We start from the raw sequence: 18,853 nt of genomic DNA on the forward strand, positions 1-18,853 counted from the left end.
TCAGCTCCCGTCGTAGAGCCGCGCGAGCGTCGCCATGTCCTCCTGTCCGAGACCGGCCGACTGGGCCCGTTCCACGACGTCGACGGCGGTCCGCACCGTCGGGCTCAGCCGCGCGGGGTCCGGAACCGCGTCGAGGAACAGTTCGAGGTCCTTGCGCACCAGGTCCACCGCGAAGGCCACCGGAGGGGCGGTCGCGGACAGGAAGGCGTCGCGCTTGTAGCGCACGAACGGGGCCGCGATCGCGGACTCGCCGATCGTGTCGTACGCCGTGCGCAGGTCGATACCCGCGCGCGTCGCGGTGCCGAGGACCTCGCCGAGGGTGGCGTTGAAGGTGTGCAGCAGCGCGTTGACGCACAGCTTCAGCGTCGACGCGGCGCCGATCGGTCCGATGTGGATGGTCCGCCCGCCCAGGAACCGCAGCACCGGTTCCGCCGCGGCCAGGTCCTCGGCCGTACCGCCGAACATGATCGTCAGCGACCCGGCGCGGGCCGCGCCGACCGACCCGGACACCGGGGCCTCGGCGAAGCGGATCCCGTGCCGGGCCAGCATTTCCGCCACTTCACGCGACAGCTGCGGCCCGGACGTGCCCATGTCGAGGACCAGCGTGTTCTCGCCGAGCAGGTCGACGACTCCGGTCAGCACTGCTCGCAACGCCGGCCCGTCGGCGAGCATGGCGATCACCAGGTCGGCCCCGGTCACGGCGTCGGCCGCCGACGACGCGACCCGCTCCGGCGCGATCCCGGCCCGCCGCGCGCGTCCGGGATCGCGGTTCCAGCCGACGACGTCGACGCCGCTGTCGGCCAGCCGCAGGAGCAGCTGCGAGCCCATCGCGCCCAGGCCCAGCACCGCGACCTTCACGAGCGCCTCCCCGGGTCGATGAGAACCTTCCCGTCCACGCCCCCGGCGGCCAGCCGCGCGAGGCCGCGGTCGGTGAGCTCGTCGAGCCCGATCACGGAGTCGAGCAGCTCGGCACCGAGCACCCCGGCGGACAGGATCTCCAACGCCGGCACCAGATCCGCGCCGCACACGTGCGCGACCGTCGACTCGACGGTGATCTCGCGCAGCACCAGGCCGAACAGGTCGACGACGGGCGCCTGCTTGGGCAGGCCGACGGCGAGGATCCGCCCGCCGTCGGTGACCATCCGCAGCGCGTTCTCGAACTGCCCCGGCGCGCCGCTGGCCTCGATGACCACGTCGGCCCCACGCCCTCCGGTCAGCTCCCGCACGGCCTCGACGACGTCGCCCGCCGCGTCCACGGTCCGGGTGGCGCCCAGCCGGGCGGCCCGGTCCAGCTTGTCGCCGGCGAAGTCGACCACGGTGACGTCGGCGTCGTCCAGGTGCCGCAGCCCGGCCAGCACGAAGGAGCCGATGGCGCCGGCCCCGATGACCACCACGGAGTCCCCCGGCCGGACCCCCGCCCGCCGCGCGGCGTGCAGGCCGACGGCCAGCGGCTGCGCCAGCCCGGCATGGTCGAGGGACACCCCGGCCGGGATCGGGCGCAGCATGCCGGCCGGCGCGGCCACGTACTCGGCGAGCCCGCCGGGGGCGTTGAGGCCCAGCGTGTAGTAGCGGCGGCACAGGTTGGTGCGGCCCTCGCCGCAGCGATCGCACTGTCCACACGAGACACCGGCGCCGGCGGCGACCAGATCGCCCGCGGCGAAGCCCTCACCGCCGTCCACGATCTCGCCGACGAACTCGTGGCCGATGATCATCGGGCCGAGGTGCCCGCTGCCGGGGTGGCGCCGGGTGAGCGGCACCATCTTCGGGCCGGCCGCCCACTCCGTGGCGTCCGAGCCGCAGATCCCGCTGCGCCGCACGGCGACGAGCACCTCGCCTTCGCGCAGCCGGGGCAGCGGCACCTCTTCGATCCGGACGTCCTGGCGGCCGTGGTAGACGGCCGCACGCATGGTCGCGGTCACCGCGTGGCTCCGAACTCGAGGTGCACCTTGATGTTCTTCGCCGTGTCGCGCGAGGCGGTGATCGCCTCCGCGGCCCGCTCCACGGGGAACCGGCCGGTCACCAGGTCGGACAGGTCGACCCCGGCGCGCGCGAGGAACCGCAGCGTCTCCGGCCACACCCCCGGCGAGCCGATGATGCCACGGATGCTCAGCTCCTTCGACTGGATCAGGCCCAGCTTCGCCGGCGCGCTGCCGCCCACGTCGATGCCCACGTACACCACCCGCGCGCCGTGCGCGGCGACGTCGAGCACGTCGGCCATCACCGCCGGCAGCCCCGTCGCCTCGATCACCACCGTGCCCCCGGAACCGCCGGTCACCTCGGCCACCTGCTCCGCGATCGGCCCGGCCGTCGGGTCGAGCACGACCTCGGCGCCGAGCTTGCGCGCCGCCTCCGCGCGCCCGGCCGCCGGCTCGACGGTGATGGTGCGCGCGCCCAGCGCCGCGGCACCGGCCGTGACACCGAGACCGATCGGACCGGCGCCGAACACCACCACCGTGTCGCTCGCGTTGACGTTGCCCGCCTTCATCAGCGCGTGGTACCCGCAGCTGAACGGCTCCACGAGCGCGCCGTCGGTGAAGGACAGCGAATCCGGCAGCCGGTGCAGCCACGCGGGTTTGGCGACGAAGAACTCCGCCGCCGCGCCGCTGATCGAGAAGCCGAAGTGGTCGTCGCCGATCACGCACTCGCCCACCACGCGGTCGCCGGGCGCGAACCGGGTGACGTCGGCACCGGTTTCGACGATCTCGCCGGACCACTCGTGGCCCGGGATCACCGGGTAGGAGAACGGGATGATGTAGCGGCCTTCGAGCAGCTCGATGTCGGAGTGGCAGATGCCGACCGAGCGGGCCGCGACGAGCACCTCGTCCGCGGCGATCCGCGGTACGGCCAGCTCGTCGACGGACACGGTGTCCGCCGCGGTGAACCTCAGGGCTTTCATCGTCTCGCTCCTTCTCAGGCGGTGGCTTCGCCGCGGCCGGCGGGCGTGTTGAGGTGCGACTGGGACTCGCGCGCCGTGGAGAGCGGGCCGTTCACGGCGATGTAGCGAGGGCCGGCGACCAGCAGGTCCTCGGCGGGGAACTTGGTGATCACCTCGCAGCCCTCGGGGGTCACCACGAGCTCTTCCTCGATGCGGGCCGCGCCGATGCCGTCGGCCGAGGGCCAGTACGTCTCGAGCGCGAACACGTTCCCGACCTCCAGCACCTCGGGGTGCTCCAGCGAGACCAGGCGCGAGAAGATCGGCTTCTCCCAGATGGACAGCCCGACACCGTGCCCGTACTGCAGCGCGAACGCGGCTTCCTCGTCGGCGAACCCGAACTCCTGCGCGGTGGGCCACACCGACACGATGTCCGCCGTGGTGGCGCCCGGGCGCACCAGCGCGATGGCGTGGTCCATGTACTCGCGGGCCCGCACGTAGGCGTCACGCTGCGCGCGGCTGGCCGAACCGACCGCGAACGTGCGGTAGTAGCAGGTGCGGTAGCCCTGGTGGCTGTGCAGGATGTCGAAGAACGCGGGGTCCCCGGGCCGGATCAGCCGGTCCGAGAACACGTGCGGGTGCGGCGAGCAGCGCTCGCCGGAGATCGCGTTCACGCCCTCGACGTACTCCGAGCCGAGGTCGTAGAGCGACTTCGAGACCAGCCCCACGCACTCGTTCTCCCGGACACCCGGGCGCAGGAACTGGTACAGGTCGTCGTAGGCGGCGTCGACCATCGAGGCCGCCTGGGTCAGCAGCGAGATCTCGTCGGCGGTCTTCACCCGCCGGGCCTCCATGAAGACCTGCTGCCCGTCGGTGACCGTGATGCCCGCGCGCTGCAGGGCGGCGAGGATCGGCAGCTCGATCACGTCGACGCCGAGCGGTTCGCCGAGCAGCCCGAACTTCTCCAGCTCGCGCTTGATCTTCGCGGCGACGTCATCGGCGATGCCCGCGTCCGGGTGGAACGCGCCGCGCAGCGTGGAGATCCCCGCGCGGGCCCCGGACTCGGCGCGCGGCCGGACCGCGCCGTGGTGCGGCGCGTGCGGGTCGGCGTCGGCCTCGGCGGTCGTGGTGGCGAGCCACGGGTTGTAGAGCTCGTGGTGCTTGGCCGCGGACCCGAAGTCCCACACGATGGGGTCGGTGGCGCGGGTCAGCAGGGAGAACCGGATGAGCTTGTCCATGGCCCACGTGCCGATGTGGGTGGCGGACATGTAGCGGATGTTGGCGAAGTCGAACGCGAGGACGGCGCCGAGGCTCGACTTGTCCAGCTGCTCGCGCAGGCGCTGCAGGCGCTGGGTGCGCAGGCGTTCGTGGTCGATCCGGGTCTCCCAGTCGACGGCGTTGGGCCCGAACGTGGCGATCGGCATGAGTTTTCCTTTCCCCCGCGGCGGTGGACCGCCGGGAACGTGTGACGGGCGGGGCAGGCCTCAGACGAGGACCATCCCGCCCTCGATCGGGATCACCTGCCCGGTGATGTAGTCGGAGTCGGGGCCGGCGAGGAACACGGCCGTGGGAACCAGGTCTTCGGGTTCGGCCGGGCGGCCGAGGATGATGTCGTCGGCCATCGCGGCGAAGCCGGCGTCGCCCTCCCCGATGCGTTCGAGGTCGCTGTCGAGCTTGTCCCACAACGGGGTCCGCACCACGCCGGGCGCGAACGCGTTGACGGTGATGCCGTGCTCCGCGAGCGAGCGGGCGCCGGACTGGGTCAGCGAGATCACCGCGGCCTTGCTGGCGCAGTAGGGCGCGAAGCTCGGAAAGCCCTGACGGCCGGCGATGGAGGCCGTGTTCACGATCTTGCCGCCACCGCCCTGCCGGATGAACTGGCGCGCGGCCTCCTGGCTGCCGAGCACGACCCCGAACGCGTTGACGCGGAAGATGCGTTCCCACACGGCTTCGGTGATGTCGAGGAACTTCTCCGGTTCGTTGAACCCCGCGTTGTTGAAGTACGCGTCGAGCCGGCCGAACTCGCTCACGGCGAGGTCGATCGCGGCGCGCACGTCTTCGCGGTCGACGACGTCGACGCGCCGGTGCACGGCGCGCCCGCCACTGTCACGAATGGACTGCGCCACCGCGGCGGCTTCGGGTTCGTCGCGGTCGGTGACGACCAGCGCCGCGCCCTCCGCCGCCATCCCACGGGCGAGGGCGGCGCCGATTCCCCGGCCCGCGCCGGTCACCACCACGGTCCTGTCGGTCAGCCGAGCCGGCATGGCCGGGCTCCTTTCGTCGACCCGGTAGGCGTTCGCTCCCGCTGAACGAGACGCCGTGAATCCGGGATGTTGCGCAGGTCGCACCTGGGCGTGTGTACAGCCACAACGCACGAACGTATGATCGAGTGAACAGTCGGCGATGGCGCCGTGAACGGAACGGGAGCGGCACCGTGGACGACCGGATCGGCCCTGCCCTGCGCGAAGCGCGGATCAGGCAGAAGCGCACCCTGCGCGGCGTGGCGCTGGCCACGGGGCTCTCGGCGAGCCTGCTGTCGCAGGTCGAGACCGGAAAGTCGCAACCGTCCGTGAGCACGCTCTACACGCTGGTCAGCCACCTCGGCCTGTCCCTGGACGAAGTGCTCGGCCTCGAGGTCGCCGGCCATCGCGGGAAGGCCGAGCCCGGCCGCCGCCCGGCCGTCCTCGAACCCGACGAAGCCGGCACCACCATCCAGCGCGCCGCCGACAACCCGGTGCTGGACATGGACAACGGCGTGCGCTGGGAACGCCTCGCCATCGACGGCTCGCGGTCGGTGGAGCCGCTGCTGGTGACGTACGAGCCCGGCGCGAGCAGTTCCGTCGACGGCGGGCTGATGCGCCACCCGGGCACGGAGCACGCCTACCTCCTCGACGGCGAGCTCACGCTGCGGTTCGAGTCCGACGAGCACGTGCTGCGCGCCGGCGACTCGTTCTCCTTCCGCTCCGACCGCGCGCACCTGTACGTCAACCACACCGCCGCGCCCGCGCGGGGACTGTGGTTCGTCGTCGGGCGCACCGCCTCCGGCCGGGCGCGCGACTGGCTCGCCGAGCCGCCGGCCGAACTGTTCGAGCTGCTCGCCCGTCCGCTCCCGGCGGCGAGCGACGAGCGCTGACCGCGCGCCGGTCGGGCTCGTAACGTCCACTGTGGTCATTCCGCTGTGCTCATTCCGCTCTGTCTGTTCGGTCGTGCCTGTTCGGTCGTGCCTATTCGGTCGCGGCGGGCGGGATGATCCGCTCCGCGCGCAAGGTCTCGAAGAGCCGGGCGAAGGAGTCCAGCGTGCTGGTGTAGCCCGTGAACCCGGCCTTGCGGCTCTTGCTCATGTCGGTGAGGCACTCGATGGGCCGGCCGAGGTCGCTGTCGGTGTGCCACCACGACGCGACCCGGGTGAGGTCCGCTTCGCGCAGCCCGTGGCGCTCGGCGATCCGGCGCCAGACCGGGCCGGCGTCGGCCATCTGCTCCTCCAGCGGCGCGGGCTTGCCGTCGAACCCGGCCGGCGTCACCCCGAGCAGCTTCGCGAGGCGCGGCCACATCCAGCGCCAGCGGAACACGTCGCCGTTCGCGATGTTGAACGCCTCGTCGCGCCCGTTCCCGTCGGTGGCCGCCCACACCATCTGGTCGGCCAGCAGCCCGGCGTCGGTCATGTCGGTGACGCCGTTCCACTGGACCTCCGAGCCGGGGAACCGGAAGTCCCGCCCGGTCTCCCGGCACACGGCCGCGTAGACCGCCAGCGTCATCCCCATGTTCATGGCGTTGCCGACGGCGTGGCCGATCACGGTGTGCGCCCGGTGCACGCTCCAGGTGAAGCCGTGGCGCTCGGCGGCCGCGAAGAGCTCGTCCTCCTGCGCGTAGTAGAAGTTCGGCACGTCGAGCCGCGCCTCGTCCTCGTGGAACGGCGTGTCCGGCGTGACCCCGGCGGCGTAGGCCTCGAACGGCCCGAGGTAGTGCTTCAGCCCGGTCATCAGCGCGACGTGCCGCACGGCGCCGCCCGCGGTGGCCGCCGCCAGCACGTTGCGCACGATGCCGGCGTTGACGTCGATGTTCTCCGCTTCGGTGGGGCGGCGCGACCACGCGGTGAGGAAGACGTGCGTCGGTTTCGTGTCCGCGAGCGCGGCGCTCAGCGCGGCCGCGTCCTCGAGGTCGGCGCGAACCGAGCGGACCCCGGGCACGCCGGACTCGCTGCGGCGGGACACCCCGGTCACCGCCCAGCCGCGCTCGACCAGCCGGGTGGCCACCGCGGCCCCGGCGATGCCGGTGACCCCGACGACGAGTGCTGTTTCGCTCACTGTCTCCTCTTTCTGCTGTGCGTACGGCGAAAGCTCAGACCAGGGCCGGCGTCCGGCGGCGCACGCGGGTGTAGATCGCCGCGGCGACGAGGATGAGGATTCCCTGGAAGAAGTACTGCCAGCTCTGGCTCAGGTTCAGGAACGTCGTCGCGTTGAGCACTTCCTGGATCAGCGCGGCGCCCAGCAGCGTCCCGATGAACGACCCGCGCCCGCCGGCGAGGCTCGCCCCGCCGAGCACGACCGCGGTGATGCTGGAGAGCGTGTAGCTCACGCCTTGCGTCGGGTCACCGACGCCGATCTGGGCCATCAGCAGGAGCGCGCCGAAGAACGTCAGGACCGCGCAGCCGAGGTAGGCCAGCACGTGGACCCGGTTCACCTTCACCCCCAGGCGCCGCGCGGACCCCTCGTTCGAGCCGGCCGCCCGCAGGCCGCGGCCCCAGGCGGTGAACCGCAACGCCAGCTCCAGCCCGACGGCGACCACCACCGCCACGAGGAACGCGATCGGCACGAACCCGACCGTCGCGGTGATCGCGTCGGTGACCGACGTGCTGATGAACCCGCCCTGGAACGGCCGCAGCAGCAAGGAGACGCCCTGCAGTCCGATGTAGAGGGTCAGGGTCGCGGCCACCGCGGTGAACCCGCCGAAGCGGATCAGCACCCCGTTGAGCACCCCGGACGCGACCGCCACCGCGAGCATGATCACGAACGCGAGCGCCACGAGCAGCGGCGAGTGGCCGTCGGTGACGAAGAACGACGCGATCACCACCAGCAGCCCGGCGAGTGGCCCGACCGACAGGTCGATCCCGCCGGTCATGATCACGATGGTCTGGCCCAGGCTGATGAACGCGAGCGCCGTGAGCAGCGTGAGCAGGGAGGTGACGTTGAACGGTGCGAGGAACCGCACGTTGTGGGCGAAGGTGTAGCCACCGAGCGCGAGGATGACCAGTGCGAGCACGATGCTCGGCGCGTAGTCGCCCTTGGCCAGGTCACGCAGGCGCTCGGCCATCGGGGGCCGGCGGGTCGACGGAACCGGTTTCGCCGGTCCGGCCTTCTTGGCCGCCGGCGCGTCGCGGCGCAGGGTGGTGGCGTTGACGACCGAGCCGGTGATCTTCTCCTCGGTGACGTCCTCGCCGGTGAGCTCGGCGACGACGTGGCCGCGCGAGAACACCACGACCCGGTCGCAGAGCCCTTCCAGCTCCTTGGCGTCGGAAGACACCACGACCACGGGCACCCCGGACGCGGCCACGTCGCGCATGATCGTGTAGATCTCCGACCGGGCGCCGACGTCGACGCCCTGGGTCGGCTCGTCGGCCAGCAGCAGCCGCGGTGCGGCGAGCAGAGCGCGCGCCATCACCACCTTCTGCTGGTTGCCGCCCGAAAGCGCCATCACGTTCGTCTCGCGCGAAGCGGTCTTGACCGACAGCTTGGCCAGCTCGGCGTCCACTCCGGCCCGTTCGCGTTCCGAGGAGACCACTCCCCCGCCGGCGAAGGAGGGCAACGAGGCGACGGCCGCGTTCTCCCGCACCGACATCGCCGGCAGCAGGCTTTCCCGGTGGCGGTCGGCCGGCATGTACGCCGTTGAGCGGACCAGGGCCCGGCCCCGCAGCGGCACGCCGTCGAGCACGATCCGGCCCGTCGACGGGCGCAGCCCGGCCAGCGCGCGCAGGAACTCGCTCTGGCCGTTGCCGACGATGCCCGCGAGCCCGACGATCTCCCCGTGGTGCGCGACGAGCCGCGCGTCGTGGAAACCCTCACCGGAGAGGCCTTCGACCTCCAGCGCGACCTTCGCGTCGGCGAGATCGGTGTACTTCTCCGGGAACGCCGAGGCGAGCTCGCGCCCGACGATCAGCCGCAGCATCTCGTCGTCGGTGAGGTCGGCGACGGCCGAGTGGCCGCGCGCCCGGCCGTCGCGCAGCACCGTCACCTCGTCGGCGATCTCACGCACCTCGGCGAGCCGGTGGGTGATGTAGACGACCGCCGTGCCGCGGGCGGTGGCCTGGCGCACCTGGTCGAACAGGATCTCGGTCTGCTCCGCGCCCAGCGGCGCGGTCGGCTCGTCGAGGATCAGCACCTTCGGCTCCAGCGCGACGGCCTTCGCCAGCTCCAGCAGCTGCTTCTGCGCGACGCCGAGATCGGCCACCCGGTCCTGCAGCCGCAGGTCCGAGCCGACGCTCCGCAGCAGTTCGACCATCCACACACGCGGGTTGCCGGCCGGCATCCGCTCGGCGGGCACCGCGAGGCGGATGTTCTCCGCGACCGTCATGTCGGCCAGCACGGCCGGGTGCTGGTGCACGATCGCGATGCCGAGCCGGCTCGCCCGGTCGGTGGTCAGAGCCGCGATCGGCTCGCCGGCCACCGTGATCGTGCCCGCGTCGGGCCGGGTGGAGCCCGACGCGATGCCCATCAGCGTCGACTTGCCCGCGCCGTTCTCGCCGAGCAGCGCGTGCACCCGCCCGCCGAAGACGTCGAGCGACACCTCCGACAGGGCGCGCACGGGCCCGTAGCTCTTCGACACCCCGGACAGGCTCAGTGCCGCAACTTCGGTCATGGTCGCCTCTCCTACTTCAGGGCCGCGGTCTGGTCCGCTTTGGACAGTGAGCTGGACACGAACGCGTCGCTCGGGAGGTCCTTGTCGCACGTGACGGGGTGCGGCTGCCCGGAGATCGAGTCCTCGAACGCCGACTGCGGGTAGACCAGGTCCTTCGGCACCACACCGCCGGTCGCCTTGGCCACCGCGACGTCGATCGCCAGGCGCGACATCGCGTTCTGCGAGGAGACGGTGAACAGCTGGAACGGGTTGCCGGCGTCCTTCTGCTGCTGCCAGTTGCAGGCGAGCTGGTTGGCGTCCTCGGTCGCGATCGCCGGGATCTTGCGCCCGGCCGAGGTGAACGCGGAGAACGAGCTCGCCAGCGCGGCCCCGAAGTCGGTGGTGATCGCGTCGATCTCCGGGTTCTTGGCCAGCGCCGCGGTGATCACGCGCTGGGTCTGCGCGGCGTCCCAGTTGGTCACCTCGTACGGCGTGGTGCCGACGAACTGGATGCCCGGGTGGTCCTTGAGCACGCTCTGCATACCCTTGTACTCGTCGAGGCTCTGCGAGTTCGCGGCCGGCCCGCCGAGGTTGAGCACCTTGCCCTTGCCGTTGAGCGCCTTCACGAGCCACTGGCCCCACAGCACGCCGGCCTGCTCGAAGTTCGTGCTCACGAACGCGTCGTAGTCCTGGCCGGGCGTCCCGCCCGGGTTGACCCGGTACGGCACGGTGACCACGCCCGCCTTGTAGGCGCTGCGCAGGGCGGGCAGCACGGCCTGGCCCGCGTCCGGGAAGACGACGATCGCCTGCGTGCCCTTGGCGACGAGGCCCTGGATGTCCGAAATGGCCTTCTGGGTGTTGCCCTGCCCGTCGGTGTAGGTGAACGACGTGACGTTGGGGCACTTGGCGACCTCGGCCTTGGCCTCGGCCGTGGTGACCTTGCGCCAGTTGTTGTCGCCGAAGCCGTCGGCCAGGCCGAGGGTGATCTGCTTCGAACCGCACCAGGCCGGCACGTTCGCGTTGGCGGGCTTGCCGCCCTCGGCGCTGGTCGAGCCGCCGTCGTCCACCGTGCAGGCGGTGGTCACGAGGGCGAGGGAAGCCAAGCCGGCGAGCAACGACCGGCGAAGGGACTGGGGAGACATGGGAAACCCTTCCTACTGCTGGGTCCGGGGAGCGGGGACACGGCGGAACCAGCCGCGCACGGCGGCCCAGTTCACGGTGTAGACGGCGACACCCGCGGCGAGCGCGAGCGCCTGGACGATGTTGTTCGTCGCCGCGCTGACGCCGAGCGTCAGCACGAACTGGTCGAGCTGGGACAGGAACAGGGCGGCGATGGCGCTGGCGACCGGGCTGCCCTTGCCGCCGAGCAGCGAGGTGCCGCCCAGCACGACGGCCGCGACCGACGGCAGCAGCAGCGTGTCGCCCTGGAACGCGCCCGGCGTCGTCACGATGCCGGCCAGGAGGATGCCCGCCGTGCCGTAGAGCAGCGACGCCCAGACGTAGGCGGCGAGCTGGTGACGCCGCACCCGCAGGCCCGCCAGCCCCGCGGCCTCCGGGTTGTCGCCCACAGCCTCGAACCGGCGGCCCGGCACGGTGCCCTTCATCGCGAAGCCGGTCACCGCGACGAGGACGACGGCGATGTAGACCGCGTACGGCAGACCGAGGAAGCGGCCGGTGACGAGCGAGTGCAACGTGTCCGTGGTCGTCACCGGCGAGCCGCCCGAGACCCCGAGCACCACCGCGTACAGCAATGCGTTGGTGCCCAAGGAGGTGACGATCGCCGACATCCCGAGCCGGCTCACGACCAGGCCGTTGAGCAGGCCCGCCGCCAGCGCCGCGACGTAGGCGAGCAGCACCGCGGGAAGCAGCTTTCCGTTGTCCCCGGCGGGGTAGTGCGTCACGATGATCACGCTCAGGGACACGGTGCCGGGCACCGACAGGTCGATCCCCGCCTGCTGCACGACCAGCGTCTGCCCGAGCGCGACCACGGCGAGCACCGCGGCGAAGGGCAGCATTCCCTGCAGTGAGCTGCGGCCCAGGCTCTCGGGCTGCAGCAGCAGGCTGACGAGGAACAGCAGCGCGGTCGCGACGAGGATCGTGACCAGTCCGCGCGAGGCGCGCTGTGCCGTCGTCTGCCGCCAGAGGCTCGGCCGGCCGGGCGGGTGGGCGGTCCCCGAAGCCGGGGCGGGCGACGGGGCCGACTGTGTGACGACCACGGAACCCCTTGTCGTGTCGCTCATCGGATCGCTCCTCGGGTGCAGGCGCACCGGGTCGCAGGGCAGGACGAAGTCTGTCCACAAAGGTCTCGTGGACAGCGGGAAACGGTTGGGTGGTGAAGGCGGTTCCGGTCAGCCGACCTTGACGAGCAGCTTCTGGGCGTCGCCTTCGGGGTCGAGCAGCCGGTCGAACCCGCCGGTGACGACGTCGTCGACCGCGATCACCTCGGTCAGCACGCGCTCCACCGGGAACCGGCCGGTCGCGACGAGCGAGATGATGCGGGGGAAGTCGAACACCGGGTAGCACCACGTGCCGACCAGGCTCAGATCGCGCTGCGACAGAGCCATCGGGTCGATCGTGGCGGGCCGGACGTGCAGGCCCACCTGCGTCGCGGTGCCGTGGGACCGGAGGCTGCCCAGTGCCGTGGCGAGGCCGGCCTCCGAGCCGGAGCACTCCGCGGCGACGTCGGCCCCGATCCCGCCGGTGAGCCCGCGGACCACCTCCGGCACGTCCTCGGCCGTCGGGTCGAGCACGGTCGCGACCCCGAGCGCGTCGAGCAGGGCCCGGCGGCGCGCGTTGGGCTCGCTCACGAAGATCTGTGCCGCGCCCGACGCGTGGGCGTACAGCGCGGCGAGCGCGCCGATCGGCCCCGCGCCGGTGATCAGGACGCTGTCACCGGAGGTGAAGCCGGTGCGGTCGACGCCGTACGCGGCGACCGCGGCCGGCTCGACCAGCGCGCCCTGCACGTCCGACACCGATTCCGGCAGCACCGAGATCTGGTGCTCCGGGACCACCACCTGCTCGCTGATCCCGCCGCCGTCCCAGCTCAGCCCCGTGCAGGCCATCTGCGGGCACAGGTGGTTGAGCCCGCGGCGGCAGTAGTAGCAGTGTCCACAGTAGATCAACGGCATCACCGAAACCCGGTCGCCGACGCGGACGCCGGTGACCTCGGCGCCGATCTCCAGCACCTGACCGGAGAACTCGTGCCCGAGCACCTGCGGCGCGGCGGCGTGCGAAAGCGGGTGCGGGCTGGTCGGGATGACGATCGGCCCGGCCGCGTACTCGTGCAGGTCGGTGCCGCAGATCCCGCACAGGTACGGCCGGACGCGCACTTGCCGCGCGCCGACTGCGGCCGGCTCCGGGATGTCCTCGACCCGGATGTCGTGCTTGTCGTGGAAGACCGCGGCGCGCATGCTCAACTCCTCGTAGGCTCTCCGGAAACCCGCGCAGCCGGGATCCGGGCGTGGACACGGCGCCGATATTCGCCGGGTTCACTCCCGTTCGACGACGCTGTACAGCGGTAGTGAACAATGAACCAGCCGGTGAGTCAAGACTCAGCGAACAACTTTGCCAGATACGCAGGTCAAGCGGCGTAATCCTTGACAGCACTGGGTTTCGGACTGTTCACTTCGAGCAAACGTCTGCTGCAGCGCGTCACCGCAGCACTTCCGGCACCCTCTCTGCCGCCTTCCCCGGAGGAACCTCATGGACCTCGGCACGCGTCTGGGCCACCTGTCCTACTCGACCCTCGTGCACCCCGGTGACACCTGGGACGAGATGAACGCCAGCCTCGAGACCTACGTCCCCGAAGTGAAGCGCCGGGTCTCCCCCGACGCGCCGTTCGGGGTGTCGCTGCGGCTCTCCGGCGCGTCCGCCGACCGGCTCGCCGGCGACGGCCCCGAGCGGGACCGGCTGAAGAAGTACCTGGCGGACAGCGATCTCTACGTCTACACCGTCAACGCGTTCCCGCACGGGCCGTTCAAGGGCCGCTCGGTGATGGAGAACGTGTACGAACCGGACTGGAGTACCGAAGAGCGCGTCGCGTACACCACGCAGGTGGCCGACGTGCTCGCCGACATCGCCGCGGACGGGGTCGAGCCGACCATCCAGACCGTGCCGCTGGCCTACCGGCCCAAGGTCACCGGCGAGGCGTACGTGGAGCTGTTCACCCGCAACGTGCTGCGGGTCGTCGCCCACCTCGTCGCGCTCGAACGCCGCACCGGCCGGCGGGTGAAGCTCGCGATCGAGCCGGAACCGTTCTGCTACCTGGAAACCATCGAGGAGACGGTCCGCTACTTCACCACGCGGCTGTACTCCCGCGCCGCGGCCGAAACGCTCTCCGGCCTCGCCGACCTGCCGCTCGCGGAAGCCTTCGGCGCGCTGCGCCGCCACGTCGGGATCGTGTTCGACATCGGGCACCAGGCCGTGGAGTTCGACGACATCCCCGCCTCCCTCGACCTGCTCGCCGGCGCCGGCGTGCCCGTGTTCAAGCTGCAGCAGGCCGCCGCGCTGTGGGTACCCGAGGTGACCGACGAGGTGGTGCGCGAGCTGGAGCGCTTCACCCGCACCATCTACCTGAGCCAGACGTCCGAGCTGCGCGAGGGCACCGTCACCCGCCACCTCAACCTCTCCGACGCGATCGCCGCCTGGCGCCGCGACCCCGGTGGCGCGCGCGAATGGCGCACCCACTTCCACGTGCCGGTGTTCCTCGACGACCTCGGCCCGTTCCGCACCACGCGGTTCGCCCTGGAGCAGGCTCTCGACCGCCACCGCGCGCAGCCGCAGTCGTCGCACCTGGAGATCGAGACCTACACCTGGGACGTGCTGCCCGAGCACCTCAAGAGCGGCGACATCACCGACTACGTCGTGCGGGAGCTGGAGTTCGTGCGCGACCGGCTCACCGCCTGAGCCGCTCTCGCGGCACGGGCGTCAAGCTATAGTGAACACCGACTGGACGACAGCGCGAGGAGCGAGACGTGGCAGCGAAGCACGAGCCGGCGGCGGAGCACTCGGAGGCCGCGAACCTCGGCGAGCAGCTGCGCGCACGCCGGCAGGCGGCCGGGCTGTCGCTGCGCCAGTTCGCGCGCGACCTCGGGTACTCGGCCGCGTTCGTGTCGCAGATCGAGAACAACAAGTCCCAGCCCTCGGTCGCGACCTTGTACGCGATCTGCAGTGCCCTCAACGTCTCCATCGACGAGCTGTTCAGCAGCGCCGCCGGTGCGGGCGCGGAGGAACCGCCCGCGCCCGCACCGGCCGCGGGCGTCGAGAAGCACAGCTTCCACGGCGCCCTGGCGAAGCTGAACGAAAGCCCCGAGGAGCAGCAGAGCCCCATGCTCCGCCCGGGCGAACGGCGCCAGCTCGTCCTCGACTCCGGCGTCACGTGGGAACAGCTGTCGTCCATCCACGACAGCACGGTCGACTTCCTGCACGTCCGCTACGAGGTCGACGGCAGCTCCGTCCCCGACGACAAGCTCACGCGGCACGCGGGCATCGAATACGGCTACGTCATCAGCGGCACCCTGGAAGTCGCCCTGGCCTTCGACACCTACCAGCTCCACGCCGGCGACTCCATCGCCTTCGACTCGACGACGCCGCACCGCCTCACCAACCGCGGCGACGGCCCGGCCGAGGCGATCTGGTTCGTCCACGGCCGGAACCCGGCTCGCTGAACCGGCTCGGGCCGGTTCAGCCCAGGCGCAAGGCGGCCCGCAGCTGCTCCGGCCACGGCGCGGACCGGCCGTCGGGCCCGACGTGGACCACGGTGTGGCGACCCTCCACGCAGAGGTCGTCCCCGCGGACGATCTGCCAGCCGAAGGTCACGGAGCTGCGGCCGGCTTTCTCCACGCCGAGGCGGACTTCGATCCGGTCGTCGAACTCGAGAGCGCGGTGGTAGACGGCCTCGGTCGAGCGGCGCGGGTACGGACCGGCCTCGTCCGCGCCGCGGCCGGCGGCGCGCAGCAGCGCGTGCTCGGCCGCCTCCGCCCAGCGGAAGACCGACGACCAGTGGATGCGCCCGCTGGCGTCGGTGTCGGCCCACGCGACGCGCAGCGGCTCGACGTGCAGGACGTCGAAGGAAGCGGCCGGGTCGGTCACGAGTCGGCTCCCCTGCTGGTGAAAGTGCGCCGCAGCGCGACTTTGTCGAACTTGCCGACGGCGGTCTTCGGCACCGCCGCGACGATCTCGATCCGTTCGGGGAGCCACCAGCGCGCCACGCGCGGCAGGAGGAACTCCCGCAGCTCGTCCGGAGTCGCGCTCGTGCCCGGGTGGAAGGCGATCACCGCGAGCGGCCGCTCGCCCCAGCGTTCGTCGGTCACCCCGACGACCGCGGCCTCGGCGACGGCGGGGTGGGCCGCGAGCGCGCTCTCCAGTGCCGGGGTGGAGATCCACTCGCCGCCCGACTTGATGAGGTCCTTGGCCCGGTCGGCGATCCCGAGGTAACCGCCGGGGGTGATGGTCACGATGTCCCCGGTGCGGAACCAGCCGTCGTCCGTCCACTGCCGCGCACTCGCGTCCGGTTCGGCCAGGTATTCGCGGGCGACCCACGGTCCGCGGACCTCGAGCTCGCCGAGCGACTCGCCGTCCCAGGCCACGAAGCCGTCCTCGCCGCCAGCCCGGATCTCGACGAAGGGCATCGGACGCCCCTGCATCTCGCGATGTCGTTGCTGCTGCTCGGGATCCGCCTGCTGCAGCTCCGCCGACAGTTCGGCGATCGCGCCCATCATCAGCTCGCTCATGCCCCACGTGTGCACGAGGTTCAGCCCGTGCCGCTCCGCATAGCCCGCGATCATCGACGGCGGCGCGGTGGAGCCACCGGACAGGATCGCGCGCAGCGGCGTGAGGTCGTACCGCTTCGGCTCGGCGTCGAGGGCGTGCAGCACCCCCGTCCAGATCGTCGGCACGCCGCCGGTGAGCGTGACCCGTTCCGAGTCGAACAGCTCCAGCAGGCTCGCCGGGTCGAGGAACGGCCCGGGCAGGACCAGCCCGGCGCCGAGCAACGCCGCGGTGTACGGCCAGCCCCACGCGAGCGCGTGGTACATCGGCACAACCGGCAGCAGGACGTCGGTGTCCCGCACCGCGAGCCAGCCGTGCAGGGAGCTCGAAAGCGTGTGCAGCGCGACGGCGCGGTGGGTGAACTCGACACCTTTCGGGCGGCCCGTGGTGCCACTGGTGAAGCCGATCAGCGCCGTGCTCCGCTCCGGCAGGTCCGGCGGTACCCAGTCCGCCCGCCCACGTTCGACGAGTGCCTCGTAGGAGATCGCCTCCCCGGTCGCCGCACCGATCACGACGACGTGGCGGAACGAAGTCGTCTCGCGCAACTGTTCGTAGATCGGCAGGAAGGCTTCGTCGAGCACGAGGACTTCGTCAGCCGCGTGACCGGCGACGTAGGCGAGGTCCTCGACGCGCAGCCGCGGGTTCAGCGGGTGCAGCACGAGGCCGGCGATCGGGGCGGCGAAGTAGAGCTCCAAGTGCCGGCGGTGGCTGGTGCAGAGGGTCGCCACACGCGCGCCGGGCCGGAGACCGAGTCCCAGCAACGCCGAGGCCAGCCGCCGCACCCGGCCGCCGATCGCCGACCAGGTCGTGCGGTGCAGTGAGCGGTCCGGTTCGCGCGACACGACTTCGCGGTCCGGCGAGAACTGCTCGGCGCGGCGAAGGATCGCGGTGATGGTGAGTTCGTCGTCCATCGCGGCCTACCCGTGCCGCGCGGGTGAGGCGGACACGTCGTCACGGCGACGCTGGCGCAGGAACGGCTGCTCGGTGACGGTGGCGCGCAGGCGCCAGGTCGGCTCGCCGGCGATCCCGCCGGCCCCCGGCCCGCCCCAGTCCACCGTCACCTCGGCGCCGAGCGGCAGGTTCCGGTCGAGGCGGGCGTTGCTGATCAGCCGCCGCAACGTCGGGCTGTAGGTGACCGCGCTGGCCCAGCCGACCTGCCGGTCGCCTTCGCGGGTGCGCAGGTACTGCATCCGGAACTGGCCCCACGGCAGATCGGGCGGCGGCGGTGCGGGCGCGTCGCGGAACTGCGCGGCGAACAGCTCGCCGACGTCGTCGGAGTTCCACAGCAGCCCGCGGAAAACCCTTGCCGGGCCGCCGGAATCGGCTTCGCGGGCCAGCGCGTCGCGGCCCGGGAACGCGCGGGCGGCGCCGCCGCGGTCGAGGTCCACGGTGTAGCCCCAGCCGACCTCGGCCGGCGTGACGAGGTGCTCGGTGAGGTCCTGGCCGAAGACCTCGAACTCCTCCGGCGTGATCCACAGCTTCGCGAAGCGCGGCAGCCGTTCGCGGCTGAAGCGGTCGGGCAGGAAGTCCCTGATGATCGTGGGCATGTTCGACTCGGTGTGGCCGATCAGCTGGGCTTTGAACCCGAGCTCGCGCAGGCCCACCGCGGAGCCGGCCTCGCGCACCGCGCGCCACAGCTCGTGGGCTCGGCCGGTTTCGGTGCGCAGGAACAGTTCGTAGCCGAGCTCACCGGTCACGCCCTGGCGCTGCACGATCAGCTCGGTGCCGGCGAACTCCAGCCGGCGCCAGCGGGAGAACCCGAGATCGTGGAGGCCGACGGCCAGGACGTCCTCCAGCACCTCGAGCGACCGCGGGCCCTGCACGGCGAAGCACGTCCAGTCGGCGGTCTGGTCCTCGAGGTGCACGTCGAGCCCCAGGCGCTCGTGCTGCACCCCGAGCCAGAACTGGGCGCCGGACTGGGTGAACAGGTAGTCCTGCTCGCCGAGCTTGAGCGTCAGCCCTTCGATGGCGATCTTCCCGGCCTCGCTCGTCATCGGCGTGAACAGGGTCTGCCCGACCGCACACCGCGTCGGGTCCTTCACCGACACGCGGTCGAGGAACTCCGTCGCGTCCGGCCCGGTGACGCGGACCTTGTTGAGCCAGCTCCAGTCCCCGATCACCGCGGCCGTGCGGAGCGCGCGGTTCTCGCGCCACCAGCGCGTGTACTCGTAGCCGACCAGGAACCCGCCGTTGAGGTGCGCCCAGGTGCTGCTCGTGTTCGTCTCGTCCTGCGCCGGTGCCCCCGGCGAGCCGAGGTACGGCCGCTCCTGGAACGCCAGCTTCCGGTACTGGTTCGCGAGGCGGTACTGCTCGCGGACGTCTGCGTGCTCCATCGCTCGCCTCTTCTCTCGGTCGCCGACCACCGAGACATTAGACTCACGA

At 71.8% G+C, this 18,853-nt stretch carries 16 protein-coding genes; 3 read left to right on the forward strand and 13 right to left on the reverse strand.

The genetic code is table 11. The features are described from left to right. The 5 genes from ACQPXB_RS32410 to ACQPXB_RS32430 are packed head-to-tail and all read right to left on the reverse strand — an operon-like array spanning position 1 to position 5,136. Complete coding sequence (locus tag ACQPXB_RS32410; RefSeq protein ID WP_432845535.1) at positions 1-858, reverse strand: NAD(P)-dependent oxidoreductase; 858 nt, start codon at positions 856-858, stop codon at positions 1-3. Beyond that, positions 855-1,919 (reverse strand): zinc-dependent alcohol dehydrogenase, encoded by a 1,065-nt coding sequence (locus ACQPXB_RS32415; protein ID WP_432845536.1) that lies wholly within the window; start codon positions 1,917-1,919, stop codon positions 855-857. Before ACQPXB_RS32415 ends, ACQPXB_RS32410 begins: the two co-directional genes overlap by 4 nt. Beyond that, positions 1,916-2,896 carry a zinc-dependent alcohol dehydrogenase gene (locus tag ACQPXB_RS32420; protein WP_432845537.1) on the reverse strand — a complete coding sequence of 327 codons (981 nt, stop codon included), beginning with the start codon at positions 2,894-2,896 and terminating at the stop codon, positions 1,916-1,918. The genes ACQPXB_RS32415 and ACQPXB_RS32420 overlap by 4 nt, the downstream gene beginning before the upstream one ends. A 14-nt stretch (positions 2,897-2,910) precedes the next feature. Then, on the reverse strand, positions 2,911-4,296 hold the full coding sequence (locus ACQPXB_RS32425) for a M24 family metallopeptidase (RefSeq protein WP_366582305.1): 1,386 nt from the start codon (positions 4,294-4,296) through the stop codon (positions 2,911-2,913). A gap of 60 nt (positions 4,297-4,356) precedes the next feature. Further along, a complete protein-coding gene (locus tag ACQPXB_RS32430) occupies positions 4,357-5,136 on the reverse strand; it encodes an SDR family NAD(P)-dependent oxidoreductase (protein WP_366582306.1) in 780 nt (259 codons plus the stop codon). Positions 5,137-5,306: 170 nt separating this feature from the next. Between ACQPXB_RS32430 and ACQPXB_RS32435 the strand changes: the two genes are divergently transcribed. Then, positions 5,307-6,005 (forward strand): cupin domain-containing protein, encoded by a 699-nt coding sequence (locus ACQPXB_RS32435; protein WP_432845538.1) that lies wholly within the window; start codon positions 5,307-5,309, stop codon positions 6,003-6,005. A gap of 91 nt (positions 6,006-6,096) precedes the next feature. Here the strand turns inward: ACQPXB_RS32435 and ACQPXB_RS32440 are convergent, their stop codons facing one another. The 5 genes from ACQPXB_RS32440 to ACQPXB_RS32460 form a co-directional block, all read right to left on the reverse strand. After that, positions 6,097-7,176, reverse strand: a complete 1,080-nt coding sequence (locus ACQPXB_RS32440) for an SDR family oxidoreductase (protein ID WP_366582308.1) — start codon at positions 7,174-7,176, stop codon at positions 6,097-6,099. A gap of 34 nt (positions 7,177-7,210) precedes the next feature. Then, positions 7,211-9,724 (reverse strand): ATP-binding cassette domain-containing protein, encoded by a 2,514-nt coding sequence (locus ACQPXB_RS32445; RefSeq protein WP_432845539.1) that lies wholly within the window; start codon positions 9,722-9,724, stop codon positions 7,211-7,213. Positions 9,725-9,735: 11 nt separating this feature from the next. Continuing rightward, positions 9,736-10,845, reverse strand: a complete 1,110-nt coding sequence (locus ACQPXB_RS32450) for a substrate-binding domain-containing protein (RefSeq protein WP_366582310.1) — start codon at positions 10,843-10,845, stop codon at positions 9,736-9,738. 12 nt (positions 10,846-10,857) lie between these two features. Beyond that, a complete protein-coding gene (locus ACQPXB_RS32455) occupies positions 10,858-11,943 on the reverse strand; it encodes an ABC transporter permease (protein WP_432845540.1) in 1,086 nt (361 codons plus the stop codon). Between the two features lie 108 nt (positions 11,944-12,051). After that, entirely contained in the window at positions 12,052-13,113 is a 1,062-nt protein-coding gene (locus ACQPXB_RS32460) for a 2,3-butanediol dehydrogenase (RefSeq protein WP_432845541.1), read from the reverse strand. A 292-nt stretch (positions 13,114-13,405) separates the two neighbouring features. Between ACQPXB_RS32460 and eboE the strand changes: the two genes are divergently transcribed. Together eboE and ACQPXB_RS32470 are read left to right on the forward strand one after the other, a co-directional pair. Beyond that, positions 13,406-14,608: a metabolite traffic protein EboE gene (eboE, locus tag ACQPXB_RS32465; RefSeq protein ID WP_432845542.1), complete on the forward strand. Its 1,203-nt coding sequence runs from the start codon at positions 13,406-13,408 to the stop codon at positions 14,606-14,608. Positions 14,609-14,676: 68 nt separating this feature from the next. Then, entirely contained in the window at positions 14,677-15,369 is a 693-nt protein-coding gene (locus ACQPXB_RS32470; protein ID WP_366582314.1) for a helix-turn-helix domain-containing protein, read from the forward strand. Positions 15,370-15,385: 16 nt separating this feature from the next. On the opposite strand, the gene ACQPXB_RS32475 is transcribed toward ACQPXB_RS32470, so the two are convergent. Genes ACQPXB_RS32475 through ACQPXB_RS32485 form a run of 3 tightly spaced genes read right to left on the reverse strand, consistent with a single transcriptional unit; the run spans position 15,386 to position 18,804 of the window. Continuing rightward, positions 15,386-15,793, reverse strand: coding sequence for an acyl-CoA thioesterase (locus ACQPXB_RS32475; protein WP_366582315.1), 408 nt, complete (start codon positions 15,791-15,793; stop codon positions 15,386-15,388). Beyond that, on the reverse strand, positions 15,790-17,382 hold the full coding sequence (locus ACQPXB_RS32480) for a long-chain-fatty-acid--CoA ligase (protein WP_432845543.1): 1,593 nt from the start codon (positions 17,380-17,382) through the stop codon (positions 15,790-15,792). Before ACQPXB_RS32480 ends, ACQPXB_RS32475 begins: the two co-directional genes overlap by 4 nt. A gap of 6 nt (positions 17,383-17,388) precedes the next feature. Next, positions 17,389-18,804: a hypothetical protein gene (locus ACQPXB_RS32485; protein WP_432845544.1), complete on the reverse strand. Its 1,416-nt coding sequence runs from the start codon at positions 18,802-18,804 to the stop codon at positions 17,389-17,391. Positions 18,805-18,853: the final 49 nt, after the last annotated feature.

The sequence above is a fragment of the Amycolatopsis sp. CA-161197 genome (assembly GCF_050942255.1).
Lineage (GTDB): Bacteria > Actinomycetota > Actinomycetes > Mycobacteriales > Pseudonocardiaceae > Amycolatopsis.